Origin of the sequence: Pseudomarimonas arenosa, assembly GCF_014841215.1 — a bacterium.
In the GTDB taxonomy this organism is placed as follows: Bacteria; Pseudomonadota; Gammaproteobacteria; order Xanthomonadales; family Xanthomonadaceae; genus Pseudomarimonas; species Pseudomarimonas arenosa.
Map to the genome: position 1 here is coordinate 47,221 of NZ_JACYTR010000027.1, position 12,951 is coordinate 60,171.

Annotated in this window: 12 protein-coding genes and 1 pseudogene; 4 read left to right on the forward strand and 9 right to left on the reverse strand. The window is 61.4% G+C overall.

What is annotated here, in order from left to right; translation table 11 throughout:
- Positions 1–112: 112 nt before the first annotated feature.
- Entirely contained in the window at positions 113–871 is a 759-nt protein-coding gene (locus IFO71_RS13010; protein WP_192030078.1) for a helix-turn-helix domain-containing protein, read from the forward strand.
- A 111-nt stretch (positions 872–982) separates the two neighbouring features.
- On the opposite strand, the gene IFO71_RS13015 is transcribed toward IFO71_RS13010, so the two are convergent.
- Together IFO71_RS13015 and IFO71_RS13020 are read right to left on the reverse strand one after the other, a co-directional pair.
- On the reverse strand, positions 983–1,630 hold the full coding sequence (locus IFO71_RS13015) for a hypothetical protein (RefSeq protein WP_192030079.1): 648 nt from the start codon (positions 1,628–1,630) through the stop codon (positions 983–985).
- Positions 1,631–1,837: 207 nt separating this feature from the next.
- Complete coding sequence (locus IFO71_RS13020) at positions 1,838–2,713, reverse strand: SDH family Clp fold serine proteinase (RefSeq protein WP_332309376.1); 876 nt, start codon at positions 2,711–2,713, stop codon at positions 1,838–1,840.
- A gap of 355 nt (positions 2,714–3,068) precedes the next feature.
- Between IFO71_RS13020 and IFO71_RS13025 the strand changes: the two genes are divergently transcribed.
- Entirely contained in the window at positions 3,069–4,826 is a 1,758-nt protein-coding gene (locus IFO71_RS13025; protein ID WP_192030081.1) for a hypothetical protein, read from the forward strand.
- Positions 4,827–5,122: 296 nt separating this feature from the next.
- On the opposite strand, the gene IFO71_RS13030 is transcribed toward IFO71_RS13025, so the two are convergent.
- The 3 genes from IFO71_RS13030 to IFO71_RS13040 form a co-directional block, all read right to left on the reverse strand.
- Positions 5,123–5,428, reverse strand: coding sequence for a type II toxin-antitoxin system RelE/ParE family toxin (locus IFO71_RS13030; RefSeq protein ID WP_192030082.1), 306 nt, complete (start codon positions 5,426–5,428; stop codon positions 5,123–5,125).
- Entirely contained in the window at positions 5,425–5,697 is a 273-nt protein-coding gene (locus tag IFO71_RS13035) for a YlcI/YnfO family protein (protein ID WP_192030083.1), read from the reverse strand. Before IFO71_RS13035 ends, IFO71_RS13030 begins: the two co-directional genes overlap by 4 nt.
- Before the next feature lie 296 nt (positions 5,698–5,993).
- Positions 5,994–6,548, reverse strand: a complete 555-nt coding sequence (locus IFO71_RS13040; protein WP_192030084.1) for an REP-associated tyrosine transposase — start codon at positions 6,546–6,548, stop codon at positions 5,994–5,996.
- 784 nt (positions 6,549–7,332) lie between these two features.
- On the opposite strand from IFO71_RS13040, the gene IFO71_RS13045 reads away from it, so the two are divergent.
- Together IFO71_RS13045 and IFO71_RS21875 are read left to right on the forward strand one after the other, a co-directional pair.
- On the forward strand, positions 7,333–7,731 hold the full coding sequence (locus tag IFO71_RS13045; protein WP_192030085.1) for a hypothetical protein: 399 nt from the start codon (positions 7,333–7,335) through the stop codon (positions 7,729–7,731).
- 45 nt (positions 7,732–7,776) lie between these two features.
- Positions 7,777–8,016: a hypothetical protein gene (locus IFO71_RS21875; RefSeq protein WP_225444616.1), complete on the forward strand. Its 240-nt coding sequence runs from the start codon at positions 7,777–7,779 to the stop codon at positions 8,014–8,016.
- A gap of 310 nt (positions 8,017–8,326) precedes the next feature.
- On the opposite strand, the gene IFO71_RS13050 is transcribed toward IFO71_RS21875, so the two are convergent.
- The 4 genes and pseudogenes from IFO71_RS13050 to IFO71_RS13065 form a co-directional block, all read right to left on the reverse strand.
- The gene (locus IFO71_RS13050) at positions 8,327–9,301 is read right to left on the reverse strand and encodes a transposase (protein ID WP_225444617.1); all 975 of its coding nucleotides are present in this window, start codon (positions 9,299–9,301) and stop codon (positions 8,327–8,329) included.
- A gap of 17 nt (positions 9,302–9,318) precedes the next feature.
- The gene (locus IFO71_RS13055; protein WP_192030086.1) at positions 9,319–9,567 is read right to left on the reverse strand and encodes a transposase; all 249 of its coding nucleotides are present in this window, start codon (positions 9,565–9,567) and stop codon (positions 9,319–9,321) included.
- 643 nt (positions 9,568–10,210) lie between these two features.
- Complete coding sequence (locus tag IFO71_RS13060) at positions 10,211–10,714, reverse strand: REP-associated tyrosine transposase (protein WP_192030087.1); 504 nt, start codon at positions 10,712–10,714, stop codon at positions 10,211–10,213.
- Positions 10,715–11,345: 631 nt separating this feature from the next.
- Positions 11,346–11,474: pseudogene (locus tag IFO71_RS13065) on the reverse strand (IS3 family transposase); the annotation flags it as partial.
- Positions 11,475–12,951 lie beyond the last annotated feature (1,477 nt).

Below are 12,951 nucleotides of genomic sequence, written 5' to 3' on the forward strand. Positions count from 1 at the left end.
TCCTGACGAATAGCTCAGCCCCAGCTTCGACTTGGCACTTCACACGTTCAATAAATTCGAACGAAGTGGCAAGATCAGACCAGACAAGTATCAACAACCGATACCAACGACCATGACCCTGAGAATCGAACTGATCGACGCCCTGAAACGCATGCTGAAGCAGCAAGGGCTGACCTATGCCGAACTAGCCGACCGTCTGACGCTCAGCGAAGCCACCGTCAAGCGGGTGTTCTCGCAGCGCTCATTGAATCTCGATCGACTGGAGCAGATCTGCGATGTGTTGGGCGTGGGCCTGGCTGAGCTCAGCGCCGAAGCCAACCGTCATCGCGAGCCCCTGGCTGAACTCAGCGTTGAACAGGAAACCGAATTGGTGAGCGATCCGGCCCTGCTACTGGCCTTGTATCTGGTGCTGAACCGATTCAGCGAAGCCGAAGTCAAACAGCGCTACAAGTTCACGGTCGCAGAGTGGACCTTGCTGCTAACCCGGCTGGATCGATTGGGGGTGATCGAACTGCAACCCGGCAACAAGTGTCGACTGCGCACCGCGCGCAACTTCCGCTGGCGTCGCAATGGCCCGATGCAGGCCCTGTTTCAGAAGCGCCTGCTGCCGGAATACTTCGCTGCGCCGTTCGAAGATGAACCCTCGCAGCTGATCCTGCTCAGCGGCATGCTCAGCGAGCGTGCCGCCCACCACCTGCAACGGCGGATGCAGGAACTGGCTGAGGAATTTGATCTGCTGTTGGCTCAGGATGCCGCCCTGCCGGCTGATCAGCGCCAGGGACTTAGCCTGGTGTTCGCCTGCCGGCCCTGGTCCTTGAATCTGTTCGACCGTTATCGCAAGACAAGGGCGCAGGAAGCCTCGAACGCCTAACTAACAGCTGCTGAGACTGATTTCAGCGGCCTGCGAAGCGCAGAAACGCAAAGGGCCCAGCATGACGCTGAGCCCTTTGACACCACAGGCGGCGATCGCCGCTGGAATCAATTAAACGCGACGGCGCACCAGCACCACACCGGCCAGGCTGGCCAGCAGCACAATCAGGGCCGCCAGGGTGTAATCGTTGCTGGCCGGAATGGTCAGCGGCTGGAAAGCACCCAGGGCCAGCTGACCACCCAGGTCGAGCTGGAAGGTGCCGCCACCGATGTCGCCCGGTGAGAACAGCGACACCACGGCGGTGTAGGTGCGGCCCGGCTGGATAATCACGCCCTCGGTGCCGTTGAAGGCGCTCAGCAGGCCGGCAGAGTCGTCATTGTAGGCCACCAGCCCGGTTTGCGCGTTGGCCGGATCGAACACGCAGTAAATGCTGAGCGTGGTGTCGGTAATGGTGGTACCGGCCGGATTGATCGTGGCCACCAACGGCTCGCCAGTGGCCGAGGTGGTGTGGAAGGTCACCGTGGCATAGGCCACACCTGTTCCAGACGCGGACAGGGTCGACGCTGCATTGCAGTTGTTGTCGACACTGCCGGTAAAGATGCGGTTATAAGTCGCCGGCCCAACCGAGCCCGACGAAGTCGCTGCCTTGCCAGAAGTGGCCGGCGCCGGCACCACATCCTTGGGCGCCTGGGCTTCGGGCACTTTCGCCACCAGCGGCATTGCCAGACACAAACCGAACAGCACTGACCAAACTTTCATGTACTTCCCCCTCCGAAATTGGACCAACGAGCGCAAACGCGAATACCGACGTCGGTCGCCCACCCGGCACCGACGCAGGCCGAGACTATGCGATGCTTCGGCCTTCAGCGCAAGTTAACAAATGCACCAGAAGGGGCTGCCGCAGCCCGAATTTACCCACCCTGCTAGATCGGCCGCCGCAGTGATGCACTGATCGGGGAACGGCTCTCACCGCTGCTGATCGGCGGGCTCTCGCGCCCGCGGCGGCGCGCGTTCAGCCTCGCTGTCGGCATCAGGCTCAGCCATCGGCCGGCGCCCGCTGTACTCCACGCTGCGCAGCCCACGCGCTGGCTGCGGGTACAGCCGCATCATCTCCAGTACCGCCTCAGGCACCGCGCTACCCACATGCAATCCGATCCGCTCAACTTCTTCCAGCGTGATGGGGTAGTCATGCGTCCACTGGCCACGACTCAGCTCATCGGCAATCAGCTCAGCGAGATCGTCTCGATAGCGATCGCCCAGCAGCTGCACCACGCTGCGGCGAAGCTGTTCGATCGCCATTTCCGCCTGATCGGCCAGAATCAGGAAGTCAGTGTCGATGCTGCGATCGCCCTGCCGCTCTACCGCACGTAGCACCGACGCCGCCGAATAGCCACCCAGCTGCGGATCGACTGGCCCCAGCGCGGCGTGCTCGCACATCTCGATCTGATCGGCGGCCAGGGCAATCAGGGTGCCGCCCGACATCGCATAGTGCGGCACCAAGGCGGTGACCTTGGCCGGATGCCGGGCCAAGGCGCGCGCAATCTGCAGCGAGGCCAGCGCCAATCCCCCGGGCGTATGCAGGACGATATCGATCGGCACCTCATCCGGCGTGTTGCGGATGGCATGGATCACTTCCTCGGCATCCTGGATATCGATATAGCGCATCAATGGCAGGCCAAACAGGCTGAAGGTTTCCTGCCGATGCACCAGCAGAATGACCCGACTGCCACGCTCACGCTCCAACTGCAGCCGCAAGCGGCGTCGCGCCGACATCAGCAAACGACGCTGAACCACCGGCTGCAGCAGCATCACCAGCAGCACAATCCAAACGATGTCGAACACGCCCACGCAAGCGCCCCCGTGATTGCCCTGCCCCGGCATTCAGCATCACCCCCAGCTAGGAGTTGGTCAAGCAACGAACCTGATGCGGCGGATGAACGCATTGCAAGAACACCGCTCAGACTTGCCTCCGGCCATACACCTCCACATAACACCGCGTTCACGCCGAGCCGATCGCACTGCCAGCCGAATCCACTTCGTTCCCTGTTGCCGGTAGCCTGACTCCGGGCCATACCGTCCGCCGCCTCAGCCCGACCGTTCGCCGCCACCGCTCAATTTCGCGATTGGGTTCGCGTATCGTCCTCATTGCGCGGCGTAGGGTGCGCCAATGCGGCGCAATCCGCCGGCAGGAGGTCGCATGCAACGATGGATCCTGTGGTGCTCATTCACACTGGCCGCGCCAGCGCTGGCCGTGGAGCCCTTTATCGCCGCTGCAGTTCCCAGCGGAAGTATTGACGTTCAACTCTGCCCCACCGAAGCGGTCAGCGCCGGGGTTCCGCATCTGGTCACCTTTGGCCTGCCCTTGCCGCGTGGATCCCTAGCCGCGGCCGGACTTTCCAGCGTTCGAGTCCTGCGCCAGGGCAGCGAGATCGCTGCCTTTGTCGATCAGCTCACGCCCTGGCGGCATCGCAGCGACCCTGCCATCGACGGCCAATCGGTGCGAGTGGCCCGCATCCAGCTGGAGTACAGCTTCGCGGGAACTGAATGTGAACTCGTACAGGTCAGCTGGGGCAGCACGTCGCGCCTATTGAATCGGCCGAGCCTGACAGCGCCGCGCACAGCCTGGCATCGCGCCAATACAGGCAGTTTCGCCAATGCCGATGGCGTCGACGAGCCCGATGTCTACGCAGTTCTGCCAAAACAATGGCTGGCCAAGGGCGTACTCAAGGGTGTGCAACACCTGCCGTTCGATGACAGCGTGAGCGCAACTCGCGACAACCCCGCCAGCACGGATGCCATTGAGCACTGGCCCGATCTGCAAGAACTCGATCATGCGCAGAAGAACAACTTCTACTCGCTGATCAATGAGGATGACCCCGCCGTCAGCCCTGCCAACCGTTGCCCCTACAAGACCGAGTTCGAGCCCTGGTTATACGACCGTGCGGCCAGCATGTACGTGCTGTATTTCCGCAGCGGCTCATTCAAGGCGCTACGCGAAGCCCTGCGTGCCTCGGAGTTCTATGCCAACCATATCAACGGTAGCGGCTACTTCAGCCTCAGAGATGGCGATAGCAAGTATGTCTACCCCGAGAATCTGGCCTACACCGCCTGGCTAAGTGGCGACACCACCCAACTCGCCCACCTGCCGGCGATGCTCAGCGCTCACGATGGCTTCTCGCACGTCTGGCAGAACAATCCCGATCGCTTCTGGACCGAACGCCACACCGCATTCAAGTTGCTCGCCAACACGGTGGCCTGGGAGCTCAACGGCGGCAGCACCCAACGCGATCGGGTCAGCAGTCACATCGCCGAACTGATCCGCCATCAGAACGGCGCCGATGGCGCAATTCCGCAGCCGAACGGATTCATCGATGGCGGTCTTTATCATCTCGGCAGCCAGCACGACTACGACTGGGACGAGACATCCTACGGCGCATCGAGCTGGATGAGCGTGCTGCTGATCGACGCTGTTTTGCGCGCCTATGCCAGCGCCGAAGACGCCGGCACGGCGCAGCTGATTCGGCGCATGGGCAATTTCCTTCGCACCGCCACGGTCGACACCACCGAGCACAGCTACGACAGCTACAACGACGCGCTCGCCCTGCCACGCTATGGCATGTTAAGCGATGGCAGCGATGGCCAGGTCAACTACGAAGATGTAGAGCACGCCCTGGACGTCGCAGCAGGCCTGGCCTGGGCCGGTTACTTCGCCGACCTCAGCGGCCAGCCCGATCCACAACTACGCCAACGCGCCCGCGACCTCTACTTCAGCTACGACACCGGCGTGAACTTCTGGATCCGCCCCGGCGGCCCCAGCGCCGGACTCACCGCCTACCGCGTTTCCCCCTGGCGCAAATGGGCCTGGGAACACCGAGTCAGCATCGGCCTGGGGTGGGCGCTGCAGGAAAACAGCGACACCGTGTTTGGCAACGGGTTTGAGTCTGACGGGCCTTGACCCGTGGTTGGGCGGGTCTTGACCCGCCGAAGGAACAAACGATAACGATCGGTGCAGGCCAAACCCCCGCACAACATCCGGCTCCGCCTCGAGCCGAGCAACCACCGAAAACCCAACAACAGAGCGGCAGGCGTAGGGCGGGTCTTGACCCGCCGAAGGAACACACGATAACGATCGGTCAGGACAAATCACCGCACAACACACCGTTTGCGCGCCAAAGCGCCGAATGAGATCACAGAGCGGCGGGTCAAGACCGTCGAGTCCCGCGGTTTGCCCAGAGAGCCAAACCCGGTCGCTCAGTGATAGTCCTCTTCACGCTGATGCCTAACCGCGATCATGGTCACCGTCTGCTCATTCTCAACCTCGAAAAGAGCCAAGTAGCCACTCGCACCAAACGGGATGATGAGCTCCCGCAGCAATGGATTGTCTTCCACGGCTTTTCGGCAGCAAAACGGCGAATGTTCGAGAAGCTGGATGCTCATGCGGATGGCCTCAAGCGCCCGCTCCGCCAGCACCAGGTCACCCTCGCGATCGAGCAGAAACTCAAACAAGCGCTCGAGATCGTCCGCCGCGTCTGGCGTGAATCGAACCTTGAATTTCACCGAGAACCGGTACGCTTCGCCGCATCAAGCCGGCCGGCCAAACGATCCAGGACGGTATCTGCGTCCACGTAGCCCGCCCCGGCGCGAGCACGCTCCTGTGAACGTAGCCCGCGGTCGATGAACTCCTGCGTCACCCGCCGACGTCGAATTTCCGCCCGTATCGACTGCTCCATAAAGGAGGAAAGCGTCTCTCCCTCGCGCAACATCGACTCCGCCGCCTCACGCAGTTCAGGCTCTACTCGCAGTGCAGGGATAGTCGAAGTCTTCATGGCGCCACCTCTTGCATTACATATGCGATACATAGTGACCTGAACCCGGCTGCGGAGCAAGCGCCGCTCGGGGCAAGGCGCGCGCGAGAACGCCGTCTGGCGAGCAAGCGCAGCGAAGCCCAGATCGCGGGTCTTGACCCGCCAAAGGAACACACGACACGGCCCAACCCAGAGTGACCTCATGCGGCGGTGGTTCGCGTAAACCTGTCATTGATCCCCATAGGGAACCCACGATATCGCGCGGTTCGCCCCCCACAACACCACGTTTACTCGCCCCACGGACCCCGGATTCGACCTCAGCCACGCAAAAAATGCGCGCTGCGCACCGGCTGAATCACCAACGCATGCGGCTCTGCCGGCCCCCAGTCGAGCGAAAGCGCCCCTTCACGGACATAGCGGTGAAACGTCGAGTACGGCCACTCCCGCGCAGTGGCGACAAGCCCGTGCTTGACCGGGTTGAAATGCACGTAATCGACATGATGTTGCACATCCCGCTCATCGCGCAGCAGCCGCTCCCAGTAGCGCCGTTGCCAGATGCCCCGCTCCTGCTTCAGCAAACGCCGCGCCGAGCGCCGCTCGGTGGCCGGAACCGCTCGCGAGAACGCCGTCTTGATATGCCGCCACCGTGTCGCATTGTCGGCATCGCCGTCCGGCAGCTTCCACACGCAATGCAGATGATCAGACAACACCACCATCGCCACCAGCTTAAACGGCCGCGCCCGCCGCGCCAAGCGAAACGCCCCACGCAACGCATCGATATGATCCACCAGCAGCGACCGCCGCCGCTCCAGCAGATTCACAGTAAAGAAATACGTGCCCCCAGGCACCCACACACGGCGATAGTTCGGCATACCCCAGCATGCCCGCATCCCCCCGGCCCCCGCCATCAGACAAAATCTGAAAAGCGAGTAGGATTAAGGCGAATCTTGACCCGCCAAGGCAACCACGACACCGCACAACATCCGGCTCCGCCTCACACAGAGCAACCACCGAAAACCAAAAAACAGAGCGGTAGGCGTAGGGCGGGTCTTGACCCGCCGAAGGAACACACGAAAACGATCAGTACAGGCCAAATCTCCGCACAACATCAGACTTCGTTGCACGTACGGAGTGGTTGCGGCCAAAGGCGGAAACAAAGCGGCGGGTCAAAAGACCCGCCCTACGCGGGCTGCCGCAGTGTTTCTGGGCCAGGCCGCTAGGCCGTGAACAGCGCAATTGCCAGACGCATGCAGGCAGGATCTCTCCACTCAAAGATCTGGACACCCATCATCCGGCCGAAGATCTGGACACCCACCATTTGATGCATCAAAGATCTGGACACCCACCATTTGGGTGGCCGGCGCAACGATCACCGGTGTCCAGGTGCGTCCATTCAATGATGGGCATCCAAGTCTGCGCGCAATTCTGCGCCCCACATCTTGGGTCTTGGGTGTCCAAATCTGCCGCAGTGTTTCTGGGCCAGGCCGCTAGGCCGTGAAGAGCGCAATTGCCAGACGCATGCAGGCAGGATCTGTCCGATGATCCGAATTCTTGCCTTCGTACGCATTTCAGACTGCCGAATGGCTTTTGGCGCGGCCATGCCAGTCGGCCTCGACCTCATGTTCGAGTCTACTTAACTAATTGATCTGGAGTGTCATGATGAAGCAGTTTCTTGTCGCCGTGGTATTGGGTGTTGCCTCAACCGGTGCAATGGCGATTGACATTGGCGATCCGCAACCGCCCGAGTTGCTCTGCGAAGGCGACTTCACGCTTGCCTGTATCACCCCGAGCAAGTGTGGTGATTTCTCCATCTCCGCTCACGGAGAGGTTTGGGGGGAGCAGATCTTGCGCAACAAGTACATCCACGAGATCTATTGGAATCGACACACGCCCACCGGCAACAAGCGCACGCGAATCCCCGAGGGATGCATCACCACCTGGTCTACTGACTTCCGTGGATGCCCGACTGCAGCGACGATCACCACGGGCTGCTACCTCAACGGTCAGACTCCAGCCCAGACCAAGGGCCAGTCGTATAGCGTAACCATCGACTAGCTCTGCCGTTCTTGCAGCGAGGTTGCTGTCAACGAGTATTCGACCTTGCACCCTTCAAACCTGGACACCCACCAAATCGCCGACAAGTACATCCACGAGATCTATTGGAATCGACACACGCCCGCCGGCAACAAGCGCACGCGAATCCCCGAGGGATGCATCACCACCTGGTCTACTGACTTCCGTGGATGCCCGACTGCAGCGACGATCACCACGGGCTGCTACCTCAACGGTCAGACTCCAGCCCAGACCAAGGGCCAGTCGTATAGCGTAACCATCGACTAGCTCTGCCGTTCTTGCAGCGAGGTTGCTGTCAACGAGTATTCGACCTTGCACCCTTCAAACCTGGACACCCACCAAATCGCCGTTGGTGGGTGTCCAAATCTTTGCGCAATACAGTCAAGCGGCATGAGGCAGGTCTTGACCCGCCAAGATAAACACGCGACAAGGTCTACTCTGGCCATCCGTCCGCACGCAACACTACGTTTTCGCGGAACATGATCAGCGACGCACTCAAAGCGACGGGTCAAGACCCGCCTTGCGGGTTTGTCGAAACCGACGCCCGGCAACTCAGGGCCGTCGCGCCGCACGCGCGTCAATCCACCACCGGCATCCGCCCGCCCTTGAGCCAGCGCTGCCCGATCGCCTTCGCCGTCTGCAGCAGCACATCAACCGTGCCGACAGCGCGCCAGTAACGATGCTCAATTCCGCGCACCTGACCGAGCCATTTGGATTCGTCACCAAACCGACGCAGCGCGGGCGGTGCCAATTCGCTGATCGCGCCCCGTTTATCGGGTCGCAACTGGCGACCGGCCCAGTCGACCAGTTCGATGTACTCGCGACCACTGATCGGAAGGAACCCTGCCATCGTCGGCCCCGCCACGGCGGCAATGGGTTGATCGATGGCATCGGCTGATTGCGTCTGCAACTTGCGCTGGATCGATGTGTGGTGAGAGCTGCGAAGATCGGCGGCCACCCCAGCGCGAACCGGATTCAGATCCACATAGGTCATGCAGGCCAAGACAGCTTGATCATCGAGCAACACCTGGCACTTGTAGCGCCCCTCCCAGAATCGCCCTGTGCAGCCATCTTCCTGATTCGCCTCGCGTGCGATCCACTCAGCAAGGCAGCGCATGAACCAGCTAAGGCTGCCCAACCGCAAACGCAGCTCCCGAATGCGTTCCTCATTGCCCGCCAAGGCCGCCGCCTTGCGCCGACACAGCTCGGGATCGATATCGCCGCCAACCTTGACCGGGCACAGTCTGACCCAACGCTCGGCCACCTCGGTATCGCTCCAGCGATCGACCGCTTCAGGAGCCATATGCACCACCACATGCACATGGTTACTCATTACCGCATAGGCCAGTACCGAGGCCGAGAACACCTCGGCCAGGAACAGCAGCCGATCCTCGATCCATTGCTTGCGGTGATCGAAGTTACGCCCGCTTAACGCATCGTCACCGCACAGAAACGCTCGGCGAACACAGCGCGACACGCAGTGATAGGTGCCGGAGACAGTTGGATCGATCAGTTGCGAACGCGGATAGCCCATGTGCACAGCTTCCCGCATTCCCCGCCCCACCACTATCAGACTTGTTCGATCAAACGGGTCAGACTTTTCCTAAATGGTGGGTGTCCAAATCCGCCGCAGTCGTGCAAGTGATCAGGCAGCACCACCATTGCCACCACCTCAAACGGCCGTGCCCGCCGTGCCGAGCGAAAAGCCCCCCGCAACGCCTCGATATGATCCACCAGCAACGACCGCCGCCGCTCCAGCAGATTGACGGTAAAGAAGTACGTGCCCCCAGGCACCCAAACACGGCGATAATTCGGCATACCCCAGCATGCCCACCTCCCCCCCACCCCCGCCATCAGACAAAATCTGAAAAGCAGGTAGGCGTAGGGCGGGTCTTGACCCGCCGAAGGAACACACGACACCGCGCCGCGCGAGCCAAGACCCCGCACAAAATCCGGCTCCGCCTCACACAAAGCAACCACCGAAAACCAACAACAGAGCGGCAGGCGTAGGGCGGGTCTCGACCCGCCGAAGGAACACACGACAACGCCCAATCCAGGCCACCATCCCCGCACAACACAACGTTTACGCGAACCACGGACAGAGGCGATCACACTGCGGCGGGTCGAGACCCGCCCTACGACCCTACGTTAACCCGCCGTACGCGCGGTAATATGACTGCAAGCCAATAAAGGTCTTCGGAATTGTACTGCCACGAGGCATAGCGGATAGTTCAGTAGGGCGGATCTTGACCCGCCAAGGGAACACGCGACACCGCCCCGCGCAAGCCAAGCCCCCGCACAACATCCAGCTCCGCCTCACACCGAGCAACCACCGAAAACCAACAACAGAGCGACAGGCGTAGGGCGGGTCTTGACCCGCCGAGGGAACACACGATAACGCCCAATCCAGGCCACCATCCCCGCACAACACAACGTTTACGCGAACCACGGACAGAAGCGATCACACTGCGGCGGGTCGAGACCCGCCGTACGGTCGTACGGCCTGCGGCGGGTCGAGACCCGCCGTACGGTCGTCCCGCGCAGTGGCGACAAGCCCGTGCTTGACCGGATTGAAATGCACGTAGTCGACATGATGGTGCAGGTCCCGCTCGTCGCGAAGCAGCCGCTCCCAGTAGCGTCGTTGCCAGATGCCCCGCTCCTGCTTGACCCGTCGTCGCGCCGATCGTCGCTCGATGGCCGGAATAGCTCGCGAAAACAAGGTCTTGATGTGCCGCCACCGCGTCGCATTGTCGGCAGCGCCCTCAGGCAGCTTCCACACGCAATGCAGATGATCAGGCAGCACCACCAACGCCACCACCTCAAACGGCCGTGCCCGCCGTGCCGAGCGAAAAGCCTCCCGCAGCGCGTCGATATGATCCACCAGCAACGACCGCCGCCGCTCCAGCAGATTGACGGTAAAGAAGTACGTGCCCCCAGGCACCCAAACACGGCGATAATTCGGCATACCCCAGCATGCCCACCTCCCCCCGCCCCCGCCATCAGACAAAATCTGAAAAGCGGGTAGGCGTAGGGCGGGTCTTGACCCGCCAAGGGAACACACGACACCGCCCAATCCAGGCCACCATCCCCTCACAACACAACGTTTACGCAAACCGCGGACGGCGGAGATCACAAAGCGGCGGGTCGAGACACGCCCTACGGCCCTTGACCCGCCAAGGGAACACGCGACACCGCCCAATCCAGGCCACACCCCCCCGCACAACACAACGTTTACGCGAACCGCGGACAGAGGCGATAACAAAGCGGCGGGTCGAGACCCGCCGTACGGTCGTGCGTTAACCCGCCGTACGCGCGGTGACCCGCCAAGGGAACACGCGACACCGCCAAATACGGGCCACCCAACCCCGCACAACACAACGTTTACGCGAACCGCGGACAGAGGCGATCACAAAGCGGCGGGTCGAGACCCGCCGTACGGTCGTACGTTAACCCGCCGTACGCGCGGTACGGGTTTGACCCACCGAAGGAACACACGATAACGATCGGTGCAGGCCAAATCTCCGAACAACACAACGTTTACGCGAACCGCGGACAGCGGCGATCACAAAGCGGCGGGTCGAGACCCGCCGTACGGTCGTACAGCCGATCTTTCCGGCCACCGAGCCAATCGCCGCCCATTGCGAGCCATACTCGTTCTGGTGCTCCAGCACCAGCCGAACCGCCCTCTCGCGGGTCTCTGGGGAGTAGTTTTCTGACTTTCTCATTGCTCGATCCTCTCAAAGGAAGGAGCCTCCGGGAAAGTCGGGGCGGTTCAGTAGGGCGGATCTTGACCCGCCAAGGGAACACGCGACACCGCCCCGCGCAAGCCAAGCCCCCGCACAACATCCAGCTCCGCCTCACACCGAGCAACCACCGAAAACCAACAACAGAGCGACAGGCGTAGGGCGGGTCTTGACCCGCCGAGGGAACACACGATAACGCCCAATCCAGGCCACCATCCCCGCACAACACAACGTTTACGCGAACCACGGACAGAAGCGATCACACTGCGGCGGGTCGAGACCCGCCGTACGGTCGTACGGGTTAACCCGCCGTACGCGCGGTACGGTCCTATGGGTTTAACCCGCCGTACGGTCGTCTTCGGATGGACTTCGGGTTTCGCTGTTCCTAGCCAGCTCACCGCCCGTACCCGGCCTCACCACCTGTGCGTGCTCCTACGGTCAAAGTTTCGCTTTCCGCTTCCTCCAGCCGCCCCTCGCGAGACGTGCCTTGCGGTTCCGCTTCGGTTGGCTCCATCACCTCCGGTTATTACCTCTCAAACAACAAGTCGATGCCCATGTCGGGCACACTAGGGCGGGTCTTGACCCGCCGAAGGAACACACAACAACGCTCGGTGCAGGCCGAATCTCCGCACAACACAACGTTTACGCAAACCACGGACAGAGGCGATCACACTGCGGCGGGTCGAGACCCGCCCTACGGCCCTACGGATTTCCTCTAACCAGCAGCCAGTAGGCCAGCCAATTTCCCGCATCCGGCGAATCCCAGTCTATTCCGTCGGGAGTCTCAGCCAGCCTCCTCACAGCAGGCGCTCCGTCATGCAACAGATCTTCCCATAGCAGCCCCGGCAGCCAAGCCGGTGACCTGCAATGACAGGGAATTCCATCCTCTACGGCGAGACTGAAAGCACCAAAAACTTTTCGCAATTCCGCGGGAGGCACTGGAAACCCAAGCCGATCCGACTTGACCCTCACCGACTGGGATGACTGGTTGGCCCAGGCACGGCGAACCACAATTGAAAATCGTGACGACGAATCATTGGCGATCTGCTCGCGTGTCTCTTTGATTGATCTGCCGACCCCCCCTCCATGTGCGTGCCACTCGTCCACCATTGTGCGCCAACTCTCTATGCATTCGGATGAATCAGAGAAGTATTCTCGGGTAAGTGGGGGCTCGGCATCTGTGCGGTTGCCAGCTACAGAAGTACCAATGCAAGAAATCAACAATAGCAATCGAAAGGGATTCATAGAGGGTCGCCTGGTAATCCGCTGTCGGCGTAATATGACTGCAAGCCAATAAAGGTCTTCGGAATTGTACTGCCACGAGGCATAGCGGATAGTTCAGTAGGGCGGATCTTGACCCGCCAAGGGAACACGCGACACCGCCCCGCGCAAGCCAAGCCCCCGCACAACATCCAGCTCCGCCTCACACCGAGCAACCACCGAAAACCAACAACAGAGC